This is a genomic window from Streptomyces sp. NPDC030991 (genome assembly GCF_055571235.1).
The window spans coordinates 81,908-99,754 of the sequence record NZ_JBVIFR010000017.1; the positions used below are offsets into that span (position 1 = coordinate 81,908).

Consider the following 17,847-nt stretch of genomic DNA (forward strand, 5'->3'; position numbering starts at 1 on the left):
GCGGTGACAGCCAGTGAAGACGCACCCCGCGTCAAGCCGGTGGCCGGTACCGGCGTGTCGGAGCCCCGGCCGGGCAGCGCTCCCCAAGGAACGCGGCAGCCCCGGCCCGGACGTCACCCGGAGTCGGTGGCCCCGGCCGAGGCGAGGACCGCCGGCCCCACGGCGTGCGCCGCGCGGGTATCCGGCGCGGCGAGAACGTGGGCGATCTCACGTGCGGCCCTCCCCTGGGCGCGGGGCGAGCGGACCACCCTCGCGCGCAGCGACGGCCCGCGGCCGGGCGCGGCTGCGCGACGTCCTGCCGCCGGCCGCCTCGGTCACGGTGACGCACACCCTCGGCGTGGTCGCGCTCGGCGCCCTGGCCGTCGGCGGTTCGGCGGCGGCTCCCTCGGTCATGGCCTGGCTCGGGGTGGCCGGCGGCGTGCTGGGGTTCGGCCTGCGCCGGCCTGGCGCTCGGCTGCGGATCGGTCTTCAAGGGGGCTGCAACGGCGCTCGGTTGAGCTACTTTTGGTCCTACTTGTCTTGCCGCGAATGGGGGCGCCCGTGAGTGAGCGTGTGATCGCGGGGCGGTACCGGCTGCTCGACCCGCTCGGCGAGGGCGGCATGGGCACCGTGTGGCGGGCCCGCGACGAGGTGCTCGGACGTGAGGTCGCCGTCAAGGAGGTCCGGGCCCCGGCAGGGCTGCCGACGGCCGACGTCGAGCGGATGTACGCACGCCTCGAACGGGAGGCGTGGGCCGCCGCCCGCGTCGCGCACCGCAACGTGGTGACGCTGTACGACGTCGCCACCGACGAGCAACGGCCGTGGATCGTCATGGAGTTGGTGCGCGGGCTCACCCTCGCCGAGCAGCTCGACGCCGAGGGCCCCCTGGACCCGCGGCGCGCCGCGCACATCGGCGCCGAGGTCCTGGCCGCGCTGCGCGCCGCGCACGGGGCGGGCGTGCTGCACCGCGACGTGAAGCCCGGGAACGTCCTGCTGTCGAACGACGGCCGGGTCGTGCTCACCGACTTCGGCATCGCCACCGTCGAGGGCACCCAGGCGCTGACCATGACCGGGGAGATCATCGGCTCGCCCGAATTCCTCGCTCCGGAGCGGGCGTTGGGGCGGGCGCCCGGGCCGCAGTCCGACCTGTGGTCCCTCGGGGTGCTGCTCTACGCGGCGGTGGAGGGGCACTCGCCGTTCCGGCAGAACACCCCGCTGAGCACGCTCAGGGCGGTCGTCGACGAGGAGCTGCCGCCGCCGCGCCGGGCCGGCGCGCTCGCCCCGGTCATCGAGGGGCTGCTGCGCAAGGACCCGGCCGCGCGGACGTCGGCGGCCGACGCCGAGCACGACCTGCGGATCATCGGCGCGGGCGGGACCCTGCGCGCGGATCCCCCGCAGGCGTCCCCGGCCGCCGCCATGCCGACCGCGACCTCGCGGCGGCCACCGGACGGGCCCACGCCCCCGTTGCCCACACCGTTCCCGGCCCCGCCCGGCTCCGGCCCGGCGGCGACCACCTCGGCCACGCGCCCCGCGGACACGGGCCACCGTTCCGCGCGCCGCGCCTCCCTCGCCCTGATGGCCGGGATCGTCGTTCTGCTGCTCGCCATCGGCGGCCTCACCTACGCGCTGCTCAACCGGGACGACGGCGGCAACAGCGGCGGCGGGTCGTCGGGTGAGGGCAGCGGCTCGGGCGGCGGTGGTTCGAGCGGCGGCGCGGGGAGCGGCTCGGGCAGCAGTACCAGCTCCACGGACGGCAGCGGCGGCTCGGACAGCGGCGACAACAGCGGTTCGGGGAGCGGAAGTTCCAGCGGCGGCGGATCCGGTGGCGGCGGTTCGAGCGGCGGCGGGCACACCACCACCCCGGCCCAGTCCGTGCGGGTCAGTGTGAGCGCCGTGCGGGGCAGCTACTCCGGGGTGTGCCCGCCGCCCGCCGCCCGGGCCCCCGCGTTCACGGCGACGATCACCGTGGGCCGCACCCCGGCCGAGGTCGAGTACCGCTGGGTCACCGGGAGCGGCGCGCCGTCCGACCCGGGCTGGAAGACCCTGAGCTTCGACTCGGGCGGCACGCGCAGCCGGACGGTCCACGCCACGCAGACGGCGTACACGGAGGGCGGGACCCTGCGCAACCGGATCGCGGTCGAGGTGCGCGACCCGGTCGCGGTGACCTCCAACTCCGTGGCGTACGCGACCACGTGCAAGGTGGTGACCCCGTCGAGCGGGACCACCACCGGTTCACCTACCTACTAGTACACCGGCCTACCAGTGCACCGGCCTGTCGGCGTCAGGCCGCGGACGTGAACACGGGCAGGTAGCCGCCCGACTGTCCGGCGGCGGTGGGGTGGTACGACTCGCCGATGTTCGCGAGGTTCAGGCTGTGCAGCCAGGAGCTGCCGGAGCAGATCTCGTGGCCGCTGAACGCGCTGGTCACGTCGGCGAAGGCGAAGCCGTGGTCGGCGGCGCGCTTGGCGGTGGTGGCGTTGAGGAAGTCGGCGGCCGAGTTGATCGCCGCTCGCTCGTTCTCGGACAGGCCCGCAATGCAGGAGCCGTTGAGCTTGTAGAAGCGGGGGTAGCCGACCACCACCACGTGGGCGGCGGGCGCCTTCGCGCTGATCGCCGAGTACACCTTGTCGAGGTTGGCGGGGAGGGTCGAGGTCACGTACGCGCGGGCCTCGTTGACGCGGTTGACGCAGGTGGACTCGGAGTAGAGGACGCAGGTCGTCATGACGTCGGCGAAGCCGGCGTCGTTGCCTCCGATGCTGAGGGAGACAAGGCCGGTGCCGGAGCCGAGCGGGCCGAGCTGGTTGGCGAGGACATCACCCGTCCGGGCGCCCGAACACGCGGTGAAGTTGAAGCTCGATGGGGAGTGGGCCGCCGCCCACAGGGCGGGATACGCCTTGGTGGAGCGCTTGCAGTTGCCGCTGGCGCTGTCGTAGCTGCCGGACCCGACCCCGGAGGAGTACGAGTCACCGAGGGCCACATAGCCGGTGGCGGCGGCGTTTTCGGTCGCCTGTGCCGCGCTCGCCCCGGTGAGGGCGACGGCGGATGCGAAGAGGAACGAGGTCACGTATGCCGCAAGCCGGAAACGTCTCATGGAACCTCCTTTAGCAGGATTTCTGCCACAACTGTGGTAGCACGCCTCACGGTTACCGGGAAGTACCTCGGACGGACCTTCGCCTCGCGTTCAACGGCAGGTTCATGTCAGGTTTATGACATACCCTCATCTCGGCCGCGCTACGCCCGTAGACCCGGACTTCGTCTTCAACTCCGTCCCGAGGTACGGGAGTTCGCGGACGCCCCCGACACCGCAGGGAATCCGTGGTGGGGCGCGCTGCGGAAATCCCGTGCGGGCGGCCCGTTCCTGCCGGATCATGGCCCCATGTCCGCGAACCCCTTCGACGCGCTGCCGGTCCGGCTGGGCGTCGACGACAGTGACTCACCCTCCGATGTCGTCGACGCGCTGTTCCTGGGCCGTTTCGCCACGGGCGAGCAGCCGCACTCACGCGCCCTGAACATCGAGCGCGTCCGCTCCGGGGCCACCCTGCTGCCGCCGGACGCGCGCGTACTGCGCTCCGCGAGCGACGACGACCGCAACGCGACGCTCGCCGACGGCGACGGCTGGACCGTGCTGGTCTCCCGGTGGAACCGGAGCGCGGACGTCACGGTGACGGCGACCACGCCCGAGCTGGCGGAGAAGGTGCTCGGGCAGGCCACCGACGGCGCCGCCGACGAGCCGGAACCGCAGCCGGAGAACGTGACGATGGGGTTCTGGTACGTGTCGCCGCGGCGCGGCCCGCACCGTACGACGCGGCAGATCTCGGCGGGCACGTGGGACGAGGTCCGGCCCAACTACACGCGGCCGGTCGCCGAGGCCATGGACCAGCTCATGAGGACACGCCCCGAGAACATCGCGGGCCGGCTCCTGCTGCTGCACGGCCCGCCCGGGACCGGCAAGACGTCGGCGCTGCGCACCCTGGCCCGATCCTGGCGGGACTGGTGCCAGGTCGACTGTGTGCTCGACCCGGAGCGGCTCTTCTCCGACGTCGGGTACCTGATGGACATCGCGATCGGCGAGGACGAGGGCTCGGCGAAGGGGCGCTGGCGGCTGCTGCTCCTGGAGGACTGCGACGAGCTGATCCGCGGCGAGGCGAAGCACACCGCGGGCCAGGCGCTCTCCCGGCTGCTGAACCTGACGGACGGCCTGCTCGGCCAGGGCCGCAACGTGCTGGTGGGGGTCACCACCAACGAGGACCTGGAGCGCCTGCACCCCGCGGTGGTCCGGCCCGGCCGCTGCCTGGCCCGGATCGAGGTGGGCTCGCTGACCCGCCGCGAGGCGATCGACTGGCTCGGCACCGAGGAGGGCCTGGGCCGCGAGGGCGCGACACTGGCCGAGCTGTACGCGCTGCGCCGCGGCATCTCCCCGACAGCGGTCCCGGACCAGCGGGGCGGGGCCGAGGCGGGCCTGTACTTGTGACGGCCGGTTCGCGGGTCCCGCTGCTCTACGCGTAGGCCGCGCGCACCGCGTCCCGGGCCGCCGAGAGCGCCGCCTCCTCGGAGAGGCCGAGGCGGCGGGCCCGGTCCGCGAACGCCTGCGCCGCGCCGGCCGCCTCCCGCGCGGCGGCGTCCCCGGCCGCGGCGACGAACGTGCCGTTGCGCCCGCGCGTCTCGATCACCCCGTCCGCCTCCAGGGCCCGGTACGCCTTGGCCACGGTGTTCGCGGCGAGCCCGAGCTCCTCGGCGAGGCCGCGCACGGTGGGCAGCTTGTGGCCGACGGGCAGCGCCCCGGCCCTGGCCTGCTCGGAGATCTGGGCCCGCACCTGCTCGTAGGGCGCGGCACTGTCGTCAATACGGATCTTCAAGGTCACGCGCCGATTGTCCCGCAGCCCCCGGAAAATGGGAGGCACCCCTGCCCCCGCGCCCCGTACCGTGCGGGCCATGTCCGTGATCGTCCGGGATCCGCGGCGCGACGACCCGGCGTCACGCGCGTCCTGACGCCCACGACCGACAGCCGAGCCGATGCTCGCGATCGACAGACCGCCCGGCTACCGCATCGAGGCGACGGAGGCCCGCCATGTCCGCACTCTCATCCCCTGACGCGGTGAGGGTCACGCTCGTCAAGGCGGGCCGCACGAAGATCGGTTACCCGGCGCGGCTGCTCCGCGACGACGGCACGCACATCATCGTGCGCGCCGACTGGGCGGGCGAGGGCGTCCGCGACTTCGGCTTCGTGCGCTTCGAGCCGGGCGACGTCTTCACGGAGCACTACTGGCGCGACCGCTGGTACGCGGTCAAGGAGGTCCGGGCGGGCGACGGAGTGCTCAAGGGCTGGTACTGCGACATCACGCGCCCCACGCTCCGCGACGGCGACGACCTCCGCTGCGAGGACCTCGATCTCGACCTGTGGGTGTCGGCCGACGGTACGCGGGTGATCCGCCTGGACGAGGACGAGTTCGCGCAGAGCGGCCTCGCCGAGCGGGACCCCGCCGCGGCCGAGGCGGCGACGCGGGCCCTGGACGAGCTGGAACTCCTGGCGCGGAGCGGGGAGTTCACGGCGCTGCTGAGCTGAGCGGCCCTTCGGTAGCGAGCCGGGCGGCTCGGGTGCTGGTCAGTGGCGCGTGGCGACCACCACGTACCGCTCGTCCCGTACCTCTTTGCCCCACAGCCGCGCGTCCGAGGACAGCTCCTCGTGCCGTACGTCGGCGGCCGGTCCGGTCAGCAGCTCGACCACCCGGGCCGCCGGGATCCCGGCCGGGCTCACCTCTCCCCACACGCCCTCCACCAGCACCAGCCGCCCCCGGGGCCGCAGCAGGGAGGCCCAGGTCAGCAGGGCGGCCGCCGGGTCGGGCAGTGCCCACAGCACATGCCGGGCGAGCACCACGTCGTACGAGCCCGCGGGCACCGGCGGCGCCGCCGCGTCGCCGATCAGGAACGCGGCGCCGTACCCGGCCGCCTTCCGGCGGGCCCGCTCGACCATGCCCGGAGCGAAGTCGACACCGGTCACGCGGTGGCCCCGCTCGGCCGCGAGGAGCGAGAGGGATCCGGTGCCGCAGCCGAGGTCGAGGAGGTCGCCGGGGTGCTCGGGCAGCCACTCCCCGAGCCGCTCCGCCCAGGCGGCGCGGACGTCGGGGTCCCGCAGGCCGTGGTCGGGTTCGTCGTCGAAATCGGCTGCCGCCGCGTCCCATTCCAGCCTGCTCGGTGAGTACGTCATCCCCACATCGTGACAACCGCCACTGACAATTGCGCTTCGATGAGCAAGCCTCCGGGAACAGGTCTACAACGGCATCACGTGGAAACCGTGTAGGTACAGGAGGCACGATGCGCCGAGTGACCATGCACAAACCCACCGGGGCGAGCACCATCACGCGCCGGTTGCGGGAAGAGGCGGCGGAGACGGTGCGCGAGCGCCCCGAAGTGCGCAAGGACGTGCGCAAGACGTGGTGGCCCGACGAGTAGGCGGCCGCTCACCTGCCGGTGAGACGCTTGCGGTAGTGGATGCGGTCGTAGGGCCCGTCGGTCCTGCGCTCCAGGACCTCGTACCCGTACCGCGGATAGATCTTCTGGTTCTCCCACATCAACGCGTTGGTGTAGAGCCTCACTTCGCGCAGTCCGATGTCGCGCGCATGCTCGTCGACGAAGCCGAGCAGGCCGCGGCCCACGCCCCGCCCGTGGGCGTCGGGGTGGACCGCGATGCTGTCGAGGAAGAGGTGGCCGGGGCGCGCCTCGACGACGACCAGGCCGATCACCTCCGGGTTTCCCGTGATGTACACCCGGCCCGCCGCCACGTTCGCCGCGTGGTCGGCCTCCATGGGCTGCGGCACGACGCCGATGCGGGCGATGTAGGGGCGGTACGCCGCGTCGGTGACGGCCTCGACGGCCGGTACGTCGGCGGCGGTGGCGCGGCGGATCGCGAGAGGTTCGCTGCTCATGCCGTCCTGTCTACGCCACGGCCCCTCCCTCGCACCACCAGCTTGCGCACCAGCGGCCAGGCCACGATGAGCAGGACGAGTGCGTACACGGTCACGGAGAAGGGCGTGTCGACGAGGCCGCTGACGCTGCCGTCGCTGATCTGCAGGGCGCGGCGCAGCTGTTGTTCGGCGTTCGGGCCGAGGATGACGCTGATGACGGCGGGCAGGACGGGCAGTCCGTAGCGGCGCATGCCGAAGCCGATGAGGCCGATGACGAGCAGGATGACGAGGTCCAGGGACTCGCCGCCGACCGCGTACGCGCCGACCGCGGCGAAGAAGAGGATGCCCGCGTAGAGGTAGGGGCGCGGGATGCGGAGCAGTTTCGCCCAGAGCGGGGCCAGCGGCAGGTTCAGGGCGAGGAGCAGCACCATGCCGACGAAGAGGGACGCGATGAGGCCCCAGACCAGGTCGGGCTCGCGTTCGAAGAGGAGCGGGCCCGGCTGGATGCCGTACTGCTGGAACGCGGCGAGCATGACCGCGGCGACCGCTGTCGTGGGCAGGCCGAGGGTCAGCATGGAGACGAGGGTGCCGGCGGCGGACGCGGAGGAGGCGGACTCGGGGCCCGCGACGCCCTCGATGGCGCCCTTGCCCCACTCGTCCTTGTGCCGGGAGAGGCGTTTTTCGGTGACGTAGGAGAGGAAGGTCGGGATCTCGGCGCCGCCGGCGGGGATCGCGCCGAAGGGGAAACCGATGAGCGGGCCGCGCAGCCAGGACTTCCAGGTGCGGCGCAGGTCCTCCTTGCCGAGCCAGGGGCGGCCGACGGGGATGGCCTCCGCGCTGGTGCGGCGCAGGTGCGCGGCGACCCACAGGGCCTCGCCGATGGCGAAGAGGCCGACCGCGACGATGACGACGTCGACGCCGTCGGCGAGCTGCAACGAGCCGAAGGTGAGCCGTTGCTGGCCGGTCATCTGGTCCAGGCCGACCAGGCCGATGGTGAGCCCGATGAGGAGCGAGGCGAGGCCGCGGATGCGTGAGGAGCCGAGGACGGAGGTCACGGCGATGAACGCGAGGACCATGATCGCGAAGTAGTCGGGGGCGCCGATGTCGACGGCGAGCGAGGCGACCTTCGGGGCGAGCGCGACGAGCAGGATCGTGCCGATCATGCCGCCGGCGAAGTGCCCGATGGCGGCCGCGGCCAGGGCCTGCGCCCCGCGGCCGGCCTTGGCCATCGGGTTGCCCTCCATGGCGGCGACGACGGCGGCGCTCTCTCCTGGGGTGTTGAGCAGGATGGAGGTCGTGGAGCCGCCGAACATGGCGCCGTAGTAGATGCCCGCGAACATGATGAACGCGCCGGTGGGTTCGAGTCCGTACGTCACCGGCAGGAGCAGGGCGACGGCCATGGCGGGGCCGATGCCGGGCAGGACGCCGATGGCGGTGCCGAGGAGGACACCGAGGGCGGCCCAGAGCAGGTTGACGGGGGTGAGGGCGGTACCGAAGCCGTCCATGAGGGAGTTGAGGGCGTTCATGGCGTCACACCGCTCCCATCAGGGGGCCGCCCGGCAGGGGGACGCCGAGCAGGTTGTTGAAGACGGCGTAGGTGAGGAGGGAGAGACCGGCGGCGATCAGCGGGTCCCGCTGGAGGTGGCGGCTGCCGAGTGCGTAGGCGGCGCCCCAGAAGAGGAGGGCGCCCGCGACGGGGAAGCCGAGCGGTTCGATGAGGACGGCGGTGGCGAGGAAGACCCCGGCGAGGAGGAGGACGGTGCGCCAGTCGGCGGGTTCGGAGAGGTCGATGTCCTCGCCTCCCTCGGCCTCGCCGCGGCCGCCGCGCAGGACGTCGACGGCGAGGAGGACGGCGACGACGAGGAGTCCGGCGCCGACGGCGAGCGGGACGGTCCTGGGGCCGACGGGGCCGCGCTGGGTGAGGTCGACGTCCATGGTGAGGGCGTCGGTGAGGACGAGGGCGCCGAGCGCCAGGAGCAGGACGCAGACGCCGAGTTCGGAGTGGTCGCGCAGCCAGGAGCGCCGGGGTGCCTCGGCCGCGGGGGTGTCGGTGGTGGTCACAGGCCCAGCTCCTTCAGTACGGACACGACGTTCTTGTCCTGGGCGGCGAGGAACGTCCCGAAGTCGTCGCCGACGAGGAACGCGTCGTCCCAGCCGTTCTTCCTCAGGGACTGCTTCCATGCGTCGGAGGCGTGCAACTTCCGTATCAGCGCGGTGAGTTTGGTGCGCTCCGCGTCGGAGAGGCCGGGCGGGGCGACGATGCCGCGCCAGTTGGTGAAGTCGACGTCGTAGCCGGATTCCCTGAGCGTGGGGCCGTCGAGGCCGGGGACACGGTCGGGTCCCGTGACGGCGAGGAGGCGCAGTTCACCGCTCTTGATCTGGTCGAGGTACTCGCCGACGCCGGAGACGCCGAAGGCGACCTTGCTGCCGAGGATGGAGGCGAGGAGTTCACCGCCGCCGTCGAAGGGGATGTAGTTGACCTTCTTGGGCGCGATTCCGGCGGCCCGCGCCATGAGCATCGGCGCGAGGTGGTCGGGGCCGCCGGGTGACGAGCCGCCGCCGACGGGCAGTTTGCCGGGGTTCTTCTTCCAGGCGTCGACGAGTTGCCCGATGTCCTTGTACGGGGAGTTCTTGGCGACCACGACGACGTCCGCCTCCTCGGTGAGGCGGGCGATGGGGGTGGTGTCGGCGAGGGTCTTGGGGGCGTGGTTGGAGCGGGCCGCGCCGACGACGCCGAGCCCCATGGACATGGCGAGCTTGCCGTTGCCGTGTTCGCCGACGAGCCGGGTGAGACCGACGGTGCCACCGGCGCCCGGCAGGTTGAACACCTCGATGTTGTGGGTGAGCCCGGCGTCCTCGGCGTTCTTCGCGGCGGTGCGTGCGGTGATGTCGTAGCCGCCGCCGGGCGTGTTGGGGACCATCAGGCGCAGGCCGGGGATCTGGGTGCCGGTGTCGGCGCCACCGTCCGGGGTGAGCAGCGGCGGCCCCACCAGGACGAGAGCTGCGGCGCCGAGCAGGGCGAGGGGTGTGCGCAGGCGCACGGGTGCCACCACCTGTCGGATTACGGGGGTCACGGGGTTGTGAGGTGGCCCACATGTTGCCCACGCGTCGACAGACTGTCTCTCTTGCGCGCTTAAGAAACGTTGTGGTCCTTGTGGTCGCGCACCTACCCTGCGCCAGTGACAAAAGTGCTGGTCGTGGACGACGACTTCATGGTCGCCAAGCTGCACAGCCGGTATGTGTCCGCGCTGGACGGTTTCGTGGTGGCCGGGGTGGCGCACAGCGGCGCCGAGGCGTTGCGCGCCGCCGAGGCGGTACGTCCCGATCTGGTGCTCCTCGATGTGTACCTGCCCGACATGGACGGCATCGACGTGCTGCGGGAGTTGCGGGCGGCGGAGGAGCGGGACCCCTCGCGGGCGCCGGTGGACGCGCTGTTCATCACGGCGGCGCGGGACGCGGAGATCGTACGGGCGGCGCTGCGGGCCGGCGCCCTGCATTACCTGATCAAGCCGTTCAACCAGGCGGCGCTGCGGGAGCAGTTGCGGCACGTGGCGGCGGTGCGGGCCCGGCTCGACGGGCTCGACGAGGCGCGGCAGGAGGACGTCGACCAGATCTTCGGGGCGCGGCCGCCGGGCTCGCGGGAGCTGCCGAAGGGCCTCGCCGCGCACACGGCGGATCTGGTGGAGCGCACCTTGCGGGCCCATCCGGAGGGGTTGTCGGCGACGGAGTGCGCGCGGGAGGCGGGCTCCTTGTCGCGGGTGAGCGCGCGCCGGTACCTGGAGTTCTTCGCGGGGACGGGGCGGGCCCGGGTGTCGCTGCGCTATGGGGGCACGGGGCGGCCGGAGCGCCGGTACCGGTGGACCGCGTGAGCCGGTCGGGGCCGGTCAGGGCTGGTCCGGGCCCGGTGCGGGGCCCAGCCTGAGCACAGTCTGAGCCCGGCCTTAAGCACGCCATAAAGATCCACTCGGGTGGGCCCGACGGGCTCTCCCGCACGGTTTCCCGGGCTAACTTCGCTGTCACCGGGGGCCGTTCACCGCAGCGAACGGCGCCTGGGCCCCCTGTGCCACCGATCAAGGAGTACCCCCATGCCCGCACGCCGCCGCACGGTCGCCGCCCTCGCCGCCACCGGCGTCGTCCCGCTCGCCCTGACCGCCCTGTCGGCCACGCCCGCGGCCGCGCACGGCACGCTCGGCGACCCGGTCAGCCGGGTCGCGGCCTGCTACGCCGAGGGCGCCGAGAACCCCACGTCGGCGGCGTGCAAGGCGGCGGTCGCCGCGGGTGGCCCGCAGGCCCTGTACGACTGGAACGGCATCCGGGACGGCGCGGCCGGCGGCAAGTCCCAGGAACGCATCCCGGACGGCAAGCTGTGCTCGGCGAACTCCGAGGAGTTCAAGGGCATGGACCTGGCCCGCGCCGACTGGCCGGCGACGAAGGTCTCGGCGGGCTCGTACACCTTCAAGTACAAGGTGACCGCGCAGCACAAGGGCACCTTCACCCTGTATCCGACGAAGCAGGGCTACGACGCGTCGAAGCCGCTGGCCTGGTCGGACCTGGACCTGGCGCACCCGGTCGCGACGAAGACGGACCCGACGGCCGAGGGCGGCTACTACACCTTCTCCGGCTCGCTGCCCGAGCGCACGGGCCGTCAGCTGATCTACGGCGTCTGGCAGCGTTCGGACAGCCCGGAGGCGTTCTACTCCTGCTCGGACGTGACGTATGGCGGCGGCTCCACGAGCGCTTCCGCGGCCCCGGCGGCGTCCGCGCCCTCCGACGAGCAGATCGCGCAGGACGCCGACAAGTCGACGGTCGACCACAGCGGCATGGACATGGGGGACGACTCCACGGTGACGCACGGGTCGCACGAGACGCACGAGTCGGCGTCCCCGGTGGCGGGCGACGGGTCGCAGGGCGGCTCGGACGGCTCGGACGGCTCCGGCACGAGCGGCGGTGCGCAGGAGCGGCTCGCCGCGCAGGGCGGCTCGGAGAATCTCGCGGAGACCGGCGGTGACTCCACCACCCCGTACCTCGCGATGGGGGGTGCGGCCGCTCTGGCGGTCGGCGCGGCGGGCCTGTTCGCCTCGGTGCGCCGCCGCGCGGTGACGGGCGGCCGGCACAGCCGCTGACCCGTCGCCCTCGGGAGCGACGGCCGCCGCCTGTCCGCGCCACGGACGGCGGCGGCTGTCAACTGCTCGCGTACGCGCGTCAGTTGACGCAGTGGGTGGGCTCGGCGTGCGCGGGGTCCAGGGCGTTGGCGACCTCGTGGTACGCGACGAGGTCGACGGTGCCGATCGTCACGTGCTCGGAGAGGTCGACCGGGCACAGGTCCTGCACCACGACGTTGCGCACGCCGGGTCCGTCGAGGAACTGGGTCCGGTAGGGGGTGACGACCTCGTCGTACCTGGTGGCGATGACGGTGTACTGGACGCCGGGCACGGTGTCGCCGCCCGCGTTGAGTTTCCTGACGAAGTCCGATCCGGCGATCTGGTCGGCGAGGGACGGCGTGGCGAGCGTCAACAGCGGTTCGATGCCCGGGAAGTAGGGCAGCAGCTTCGTCAGCCCGCTGAGGGTCGTCCCGTGGTTGTCGGGGGCGATGCCGACGAGCGCGTTCACCTCGGCGGCGCCGCCGAGGAACTTCAGGTAGTAGCGCGGCATCATGCCGCCCTGCGAGTGGCCGACGAGGTCGACCTTCGTGACGCCGGTGGCGCCGCGCACCTTGTCGACGAAGGTGTCCAGCTGCTCGGCGGACTTCGCGATCGGCCCGAGCCCGTTGAAGAAGGGCACGCCCGGCAGTTGGCCGTAGTCCAGGGAGAAGACGCAGTAACCGCGCTTGACCAGGTAGGGCGCGAGGACGAGCCAGTTGTCGACGGAGTTGCCGAACGTGCCGTGGACGAGGACGACGGGTCGCGGGTGCGTGGCCGACGGCTTGCAGGTGTAGTCGTTCCAGCCGCTGTGCGTGGCGGCGGGCGCCGCGTGGGCGACGGCGGCGGGGGCCGCGGTGGCGGCGAAGAGGGTGGCGACGACGGCGAGGGCGCGCATGGCCCGCCGCCATCTGTTTCCGGGCAGCATCATGAATCTCCTTGCGGCTCAAGGGAGTTGCAGGTGCTTGCCGTGCGCACGTCAAGTTACGCGCGAGTAGTGCAGACGTGAAGTTACGCGTCGGCAAAAACTTCCCGACGGGGTTGCGGGAACGCCCCCTGACGCCCTGTCACCAGACGGGCTTGCCGGGCCCGTTGGGCGCTGTGGCCGCCAGCTGCTCGAACAGCGCATGGGCCCCGCGCTCCCCCAGCCGCCGCGCCCAGGGCCGCACCGCGTCGGCCGCGGCCTCCTCCGCGGCCCGGGTGCGGGCCCACCCGCGGCCCTCGGCGCGGAGAACCCGGCGGCCAACACCTGGGCGCCTCACGCCGCCAGCGAGGCCGGCACGATCGCCCCGGGCCCGAATTTGGCCCTGGCCCGGTCGGCCACCGCCTCCAGGACCCGGGCCCGCTCGTCCACCGGGTCGAAGGTCAACTGCCGGGACGCCGCGCCGGCGGGCCCGAGCCCCTCCGCCCGCAAGGAGATCCCCCGCACCCGGGCCCGCTGGAGCCCCAGCGCCTCGTACATCCGGTACGCGGCCGCGGCCAGGGCGACGGAGTGCGCGGTCGGCTCGGCGAGCACCCGGCCGCGTACGGTCGACGACCGGTCGGCGTAGCGCACCGTCAGGGTCAGCGAGCGGCACACCTGCCCCTCGTCCCGCATCCGGGCGCCCACCTCGTCGGCCGCGGCGAGCAGGGCGCGCCGATGCCGGTACGGGTCCAACTCGTCGCGGACGAAGCCGCGTTCGGCGGCGAGGGAGCGGGCGGCGGCGTTCGGGGTGACCCGGGTACGGTCGATGCCGTGCGCCTTGTCGTGCAGGTCCCGTCCGAGCCGCGCCGTGGTGAGGCGTTGCAGCGTGGACAGCGGTGCGGCGGCGAGCCGGCCGACCGTGTCGAGCCCGTACTCGCACAGGGTCCGCGCGGTGGCGGCGCCGACGCCGGGGAGCGCGCCGACGGGCTGCCCGGCGAGGAACCCGGTCACGCCCCTGACCACTTCGGTCACCCCGACACCGGCTTCGCGCGCCGCCATCCGCGCGGTCATCGGCCCGGGCCCGGCGCCGATCACGCACTCCACGCCGTGCAGGGCGACGGCCCGCACCCGGATGACGGACGCGATCTGCCGCGCGTCCCACCCGAAGTACCGTACGGCGCCGCGCAGGTCGACCAGTGCGGAGTCGGGCGGCAGCGCCTCGACGGCCGGGCTGAACCCGCCGAGCAAGGACAGCAGTCGGGGCAGGGCCGCCTCGTCCGCGGGCCGCAGCAGGAACCGCACGCACAACACCCCGGCCGGCTCGTCACGGCCGTGTTCCGGCACGCTCATCCCCCGCTCACCCCGCGCTTCCCTGGCTCCGGTGCCACAGCCTGCGCCGGTTGCCCGGCACCCCGTCACCGGCCGGCTTCAGGTCGGACCACGGGTTCATCTCGAACCCGTTGGCCAGCTTGATCCGCCGGCCGGACCCGTCCGGGGCGCCGTCCTGCGCACCGTCCGCGCCGGGCGCCGGCTCGGCCATCCGCCGCGCCACCTCGTCGAGCCCCTTCTCCCGGTACACCTCCGTCAACTCCGCCAGGTTCCAGGCCGCTTCACCCACCACGCTCAGACTGCGCGGCCCGCGCCGCTGCACCGTGCCGCGCACCAGCAGCAGCCACGAATGGAAGACGGTGTGCGCGCACGCGGCGTGCGCGTCGTCGAAGAACGCGAGGTCGGCCAGGCCCGTACCGTCGTCGAGGGTGGTGAAGACGACCCGCTTCCCGGACCGGATCGGCGGGGTCTGGGTGGCCGCCTTGGCCCCGGCCACCAGCACGGTCCGGCCGTGCTCCGCGTCCCGCAGCCGCCGCGCCGACACGACCCCCAGCTCCCGCAGGAACTGCTCGTAGTCGCCCATGAGATGCCGGGAGGCGTCCATCCCGAGCACGCCCAGCTCGGCGCTGATCCGTTCCGCGTCGCCGAGGTCGGGCAGCCCGGCCGGGGCCGTGCGCCGCCCCCCGGTCAGGGGCAGCTGCTCGCCGCTCGCGCCCCGCCCGGAGCGCTGAAGTTCCGTCAGGTGCAGTTGCAGGTCACGGCGGTTGGCGCCGAACGCGTCGAGCGCGCCGACCTGGGCGAGCCGGGTGGCGAGCGGCCGGCTCGGCCGGGCCCGTTCCCAGAAGTCGAGCAGCGAGGCGTACGGCTGCCCCTCCTCGATCCGGGCGGCCTCCGCCTCGCTGATGCCGTACACGTCGGCGAGTGCGAGGCGGACCCCCCACTTCTCGCCGCCGCGCCCGGAGCCCTCCGTATCAGACACCAGTTCGATACGGTGAGCGACCGCGGACCGGTTCACGTCCAGCGGCAGCACCGGCACCCCCCGCCGCCGCGCGTCGGCGAGCAGCAGCCGTTTCGGGTACATCCCGGGGTCGTGCGTGAGCAGCCCCGCGTAGAACGCCGCCGGATGGTGGGCCTTCAGCCACGCCGACTGGTACGTGGGGACGGCGAAGGCCACGGCGTGCGCCTTGCAGAACCCGTACGAACCGAACGCCTCCACGATCTCCCAGGTCCGCGCGATGGAGTCGGCGTCGTAGCCGCGCGCCGCCGCGGCCTGCGCGAACCAGAACCGGACCCGCCCCTGCGACTCGGGGTCGGACAGACCGCGCCGCGCCCGGTCCGCCTCGTCGCGCCCGCAGCCGGTCATGGTGTCGATGATCTTGATGACCTGCTCGTGGAAGACGACGACGCCGTACGTCTCCTTGAGCGCGTCGGCCAGGTCCGGGTGCGGGTAGCGGACGGGCGCCCGGCCGTGCCGCGCCTCGATGAAGGGCCGCACCATGTCGGCGGCGACCGGCCCGGGGCGGAACAGGGAGATGTCCACGACCAGATCGTGGAAGGTGGCGGGCTGCAACCGGCCCACCAGGTCCCGCTGGCCCGGCGACTCGATCTGGAAGCACCCCAGGGTCTCGGTGGACTGGATGAGCCGGTACGTCGCCGGGTCGTCGTGCTCCAGCGCGTCGAGGTCCACGCGGGCGCCGGTGGCCCGCTCGATCTCCCCGGTGGCGTGCGCCAGCGCGGACTGCATCCGCACCCCGAGCACGTCCAGCTTGAGCAGCCCGAGATCCTCCACGTCCTCCTTGTCGAACTGGGACATGGGCAGCCCCTCGCCGCTGGTCGGCACCACCGGCGTACGGGCGAGCAGGGAGGCGTCGGAGAGCAGCACCCCGCACGGGTGCATGGCGACGCCGCGGGGCAGTGCGTCGAGCGCCTCGACCAGCTCCCACAGCCGGTCCTTGGCGCCGAACTCCCCGGCGATCTCCTTGAGTTCGGGCAGCTCCGCCATGGCCGTGCGGGCGTCGCGCGCCCGGACGTGCGGGAACGCCTTGGCGATCCGGTCGATGTCGGCGGGGTCCATGGACAGGGCCGCGCCGACGTCCCGGATCGCGTGCCGCACCCGGTACGTCTCCGGCATCGCGACGGTGGTGACGCGCTCGGCGCCGAACCGGCCGAGGATCGCGCGGTAGACCTCCAGGCGGCGCGCGGACTCCACGTCGATGTCGATGTCGGGCAGGACGTAGCGCCGCTTGGACAGGAAGCGCTCCATGAGCAGCCCGTGCTCGACGGGGTCGGCGTTGGCGATGCCGAGCAGGTAGTTGACCAGCGCCCCGGCGCCCGAACCGCGCGCCGCGACCCGGATGCCCATGCCCCGTACGTTGTCCACGACTTGAGCGACCGTCAGGAAGTAGGTGGCGAAGTCGTGGTGCGCGATGATGTCCAGCTCGCGGTGGAGCCGCTCCCAGTAGTCACGGTCGCCGGCGTGGCCGAGGCGGACCATGCCGGCCGTCGCGCGCGAGGCGAGGACGCGCTGCGCGGTGCGCCGCCCGGCGCCCACGAGGTGCGGTTCGGGGAAGCGTACGGAGCCGATGCCGAGATCGTCCTCGGGGTCGACGAGGCAGGCGGCGGCCGTGTCCCGGGTCTGTTCGAGCAGCCGGTACGCGGTGCCCCGCTGGAAGCCGGCCGCCTCCACGATCCGCTCGGCCTCGCGCAGCATGGCGTCGGCGCCCTTCAGCCACCGCTCACCGCTGTCGAGCCCCTTGGCCGGGTCGACCGGCACGAGGCGGCGCGCGGCGTCCAGGACGTCGGCGACGGGGCCCGCGCCCGGATCCGCGTACCGGACGTCGTTGCTGAGGACGGGGCGCACCCCCTGCTCGGCGGCGAAGCCGACGGTGCGGGCGGCGAGGCGCAGCGAGCCGGGCCCGGTCCCCTTCCTCCCGTGATGGACGGCTTCGAGGCGCAGGGCGTCGCCGTAGATCTCGCGCCAGGGGGCGAGCAGCGTGGCCGCCTTGTCGGGGCGCCCCGCGGCGAGCGCGCGGCCCACGTCGGAGGCGGGCCCGAGCAGCACGGTGAGGCCGTCGCCGTGGTTCTCCTCCCAGGGCAGCCGGGGGTCCTGGGCGCCGTCGGCGTGCGCGGCGGTGATCATGCGGCACAGCTCGGCCCAGCCGCGGGCGCCGTCCCGGGCGAGGAAGGTGGCCCGGGGTGTCGACTCGTCGATGAAGGCGCCGCCGCGCACGGGCGGCCTGCGCCGGGCGCCGCGCACCGGGGTGCCCACCGCCAGCTCGGCGCCGAACAGCGGACGCACCCCGTGCTTCGCGCACGCCTTGGCGAACCGGACGGCGCCGGCGACGGTGTCCCGGTCGGTGAGGGCCACGGCGTCCATGCCCCGCTCGGCGGCGCGCTCGGCCAGCCGCTCCGGGTGGGAGGCGCCGTAGCGCACGGAGTACCCGGACACGGTGTGCAGATGCGTGAAGTCCACCGCACGCACCTCCAGCACACCTCGAGCCGATCGGATCTCACCTCCCCCACCTCCACCATAGACCAACTTTCGAACGCGTGTACGAGAGTGATCGCGGGGCACTCGTTCGGCCCACCCCGCCTG

18 protein-coding genes are annotated in these 17,847 nt (G+C 73.4%); 7 read left to right on the forward strand and 11 right to left on the reverse strand.

Annotated elements, in window-relative coordinates:
• Nucleotides 1-211 precede the first annotated feature (211 nt).
• Together ACZ45E_RS28490 and ACZ45E_RS28495 are read left to right on the forward strand one after the other, a co-directional pair.
• On the forward strand, nucleotides 212-544 hold the full coding sequence (locus tag ACZ45E_RS28490; RefSeq protein ID WP_468225725.1) for a hypothetical protein: 333 nt from the start codon (nucleotides 212-214) through the stop codon (nucleotides 542-544).
• Nucleotides 529-2,226 carry a serine/threonine-protein kinase gene (locus ACZ45E_RS28495; RefSeq protein WP_468225728.1) on the forward strand — a complete coding sequence of 566 codons (1,698 nt, stop codon included), beginning with the start codon at nucleotides 529-531 and terminating at the stop codon, nucleotides 2,224-2,226. Before ACZ45E_RS28490 ends, ACZ45E_RS28495 begins: the two co-directional genes overlap by 16 nt.
• Before the next feature lie 34 nt (nucleotides 2,227-2,260).
• On the opposite strand, the gene ACZ45E_RS28500 is transcribed toward ACZ45E_RS28495, so the two are convergent.
• Nucleotides 2,261-3,070, reverse strand: coding sequence for an SGNH/GDSL hydrolase family protein (locus ACZ45E_RS28500; RefSeq protein WP_468225730.1), 810 nt, complete (start codon nucleotides 3,068-3,070; stop codon nucleotides 2,261-2,263).
• 285 nt (nucleotides 3,071-3,355) lie between these two features.
• Between ACZ45E_RS28500 and ACZ45E_RS28505 the strand changes: the two genes are divergently transcribed.
• Nucleotides 3,356-4,450, forward strand: a complete 1,095-nt coding sequence (locus tag ACZ45E_RS28505; protein WP_468225732.1) for a DUF5925 domain-containing protein — start codon at nucleotides 3,356-3,358, stop codon at nucleotides 4,448-4,450.
• A 25-nt stretch (nucleotides 4,451-4,475) separates the two neighbouring features.
• Here the strand turns inward: ACZ45E_RS28505 and ACZ45E_RS28510 are convergent, their stop codons facing one another.
• Entirely contained in the window at nucleotides 4,476-4,841 is a 366-nt protein-coding gene (locus ACZ45E_RS28510) for a GntR family transcriptional regulator (RefSeq protein WP_468225735.1), read from the reverse strand.
• A gap of 206 nt (nucleotides 4,842-5,047) precedes the next feature.
• On the opposite strand from ACZ45E_RS28510, the gene ACZ45E_RS28515 reads away from it, so the two are divergent.
• Entirely contained in the window at nucleotides 5,048-5,542 is a 495-nt protein-coding gene (locus ACZ45E_RS28515) for a ribonuclease FAU-1 family protein (protein ID WP_468225737.1), read from the forward strand.
• Nucleotides 5,543-5,581: 39 nt separating this feature from the next.
• Here the strand turns inward: ACZ45E_RS28515 and ACZ45E_RS28520 are convergent, their stop codons facing one another.
• The gene (locus tag ACZ45E_RS28520) at nucleotides 5,582-6,184 is read right to left on the reverse strand and encodes a class I SAM-dependent methyltransferase (RefSeq protein WP_468225739.1); all 603 of its coding nucleotides are present in this window, start codon (nucleotides 6,182-6,184) and stop codon (nucleotides 5,582-5,584) included.
• A 107-nt stretch (nucleotides 6,185-6,291) separates the two neighbouring features.
• On the opposite strand from ACZ45E_RS28520, the gene ACZ45E_RS28525 reads away from it, so the two are divergent.
• The gene (locus ACZ45E_RS28525; RefSeq protein ID WP_468225742.1) at nucleotides 6,292-6,429 is read left to right on the forward strand and encodes a hypothetical protein; all 138 of its coding nucleotides are present in this window, start codon (nucleotides 6,292-6,294) and stop codon (nucleotides 6,427-6,429) included.
• An 8-nt stretch (nucleotides 6,430-6,437) separates the two neighbouring features.
• Here the strand turns inward: ACZ45E_RS28525 and ACZ45E_RS28530 are convergent, their stop codons facing one another.
• The 4 genes from ACZ45E_RS28530 to ACZ45E_RS28545 are packed head-to-tail and all read right to left on the reverse strand — an operon-like array spanning nucleotide 6,438 to nucleotide 9,922.
• Nucleotides 6,438-6,902: a GNAT family N-acetyltransferase gene (locus ACZ45E_RS28530; protein ID WP_468225744.1), complete on the reverse strand. Its 465-nt coding sequence runs from the start codon at nucleotides 6,900-6,902 to the stop codon at nucleotides 6,438-6,440.
• The gene (locus tag ACZ45E_RS28535; RefSeq protein ID WP_468225747.1) at nucleotides 6,899-8,407 is read right to left on the reverse strand and encodes a tripartite tricarboxylate transporter permease; all 1,509 of its coding nucleotides are present in this window, start codon (nucleotides 8,405-8,407) and stop codon (nucleotides 6,899-6,901) included. Before ACZ45E_RS28535 ends, ACZ45E_RS28530 begins: the two co-directional genes overlap by 4 nt.
• Before the next feature lie 4 nt (nucleotides 8,408-8,411).
• Nucleotides 8,412-8,942: a tripartite tricarboxylate transporter TctB family protein gene (locus tag ACZ45E_RS28540; RefSeq protein WP_468225749.1), complete on the reverse strand. Its 531-nt coding sequence runs from the start codon at nucleotides 8,940-8,942 to the stop codon at nucleotides 8,412-8,414.
• Complete coding sequence (locus tag ACZ45E_RS28545) at nucleotides 8,939-9,922, reverse strand: Bug family tripartite tricarboxylate transporter substrate binding protein (protein ID WP_468225751.1); 984 nt, start codon at nucleotides 9,920-9,922, stop codon at nucleotides 8,939-8,941. Before ACZ45E_RS28545 ends, ACZ45E_RS28540 begins: the two co-directional genes overlap by 4 nt.
• Before the next feature lie 138 nt (nucleotides 9,923-10,060).
• Between ACZ45E_RS28545 and ACZ45E_RS28550 the strand changes: the two genes are divergently transcribed.
• Together ACZ45E_RS28550 and ACZ45E_RS28555 are read left to right on the forward strand one after the other, a co-directional pair.
• Nucleotides 10,061-10,750 (forward strand): response regulator, encoded by a 690-nt coding sequence (locus ACZ45E_RS28550; protein WP_468225753.1) that lies wholly within the window; start codon nucleotides 10,061-10,063, stop codon nucleotides 10,748-10,750.
• Between the two features lie 216 nt (nucleotides 10,751-10,966).
• Nucleotides 10,967-12,004 (forward strand): lytic polysaccharide monooxygenase auxiliary activity family 9 protein, encoded by a 1,038-nt coding sequence (locus ACZ45E_RS28555; protein ID WP_468225755.1) that lies wholly within the window; start codon nucleotides 10,967-10,969, stop codon nucleotides 12,002-12,004.
• Between the two features lie 79 nt (nucleotides 12,005-12,083).
• Here ACZ45E_RS28555 and ACZ45E_RS28560 read toward each other — a convergent pair whose 3' ends face one another.
• From ACZ45E_RS28560 to ACZ45E_RS28575, 4 genes are all read right to left on the reverse strand, one after another.
• Complete coding sequence (locus ACZ45E_RS28560) at nucleotides 12,084-12,947, reverse strand: esterase/lipase family protein (protein ID WP_468225931.1); 864 nt, start codon at nucleotides 12,945-12,947, stop codon at nucleotides 12,084-12,086.
• A gap of 139 nt (nucleotides 12,948-13,086) precedes the next feature.
• Complete coding sequence (locus ACZ45E_RS28565) at nucleotides 13,087-13,281, reverse strand: hypothetical protein (protein ID WP_468225758.1); 195 nt, start codon at nucleotides 13,279-13,281, stop codon at nucleotides 13,087-13,089.
• Nucleotides 13,278-14,273, reverse strand: coding sequence for a DNA polymerase Y family protein (locus ACZ45E_RS28570; RefSeq protein WP_468225761.1), 996 nt, complete (start codon nucleotides 14,271-14,273; stop codon nucleotides 13,278-13,280). Before ACZ45E_RS28570 ends, ACZ45E_RS28565 begins: the two co-directional genes overlap by 4 nt.
• 7 nt (nucleotides 14,274-14,280) lie before the next feature.
• Nucleotides 14,281-17,742, reverse strand: coding sequence for a DNA polymerase III subunit alpha (locus ACZ45E_RS28575; protein WP_468225763.1), 3,462 nt, complete (start codon nucleotides 17,740-17,742; stop codon nucleotides 14,281-14,283).
• Nucleotides 17,743-17,847: the final 105 nt, after the last annotated feature.

Bases quoted from the DNA above. Each gene is read 5' to 3' on its own strand.
- ACZ45E_RS28495 (WP_468225728.1), top strand. From the start codon at position 529: ATGGGGGCGCCCGTGAGTGAGCGTGTGATCGCGGGGCGGTACCGGCTG.
- ACZ45E_RS28500 (WP_468225730.1), bottom strand. From the start codon at position 3,070: ATGAGACGTTTCCGGCTTGCGGCATACGTGACCTCGTTCCTCTTCGCA.
- ACZ45E_RS28505 (WP_468225732.1), top strand. From the start codon at position 3,356: ATGTCCGCGAACCCCTTCGACGCGCTGCCGGTCCGGCTGGGCGTCGAC.
- ACZ45E_RS28515 (WP_468225737.1), top strand. From the start codon at position 5,048: ATGTCCGCACTCTCATCCCCTGACGCGGTGAGGGTCACGCTCGTCAAG.
- ACZ45E_RS28520 (WP_468225739.1), bottom strand. From the start codon at position 6,184: ATGACGTACTCACCGAGCAGGCTGGAATGGGACGCGGCGGCAGCCGAT.
- ACZ45E_RS28525 (WP_468225742.1), top strand. From the start codon at position 6,292: ATGCGCCGAGTGACCATGCACAAACCCACCGGGGCGAGCACCATCACG.
- ACZ45E_RS28530 (WP_468225744.1), bottom strand. From the start codon at position 6,902: ATGAGCAGCGAACCTCTCGCGATCCGCCGCGCCACCGCCGCCGACGTA.
- ACZ45E_RS28535 (WP_468225747.1), bottom strand. From the start codon at position 8,407: ATGAACGCCCTCAACTCCCTCATGGACGGCTTCGGTACCGCCCTCACC.
- ACZ45E_RS28555 (WP_468225755.1), top strand. From the start codon at position 10,967: ATGCCCGCACGCCGCCGCACGGTCGCCGCCCTCGCCGCCACCGGCGTC.
- ACZ45E_RS28560 (WP_468225931.1), bottom strand. From the start codon at position 12,947: ATGCTGCCCGGAAACAGATGGCGGCGGGCCATGCGCGCCCTCGCCGTC.
- ACZ45E_RS28570 (WP_468225761.1), bottom strand. From the start codon at position 14,273: ATGAGCGTGCCGGAACACGGCCGTGACGAGCCGGCCGGGGTGTTGTGC.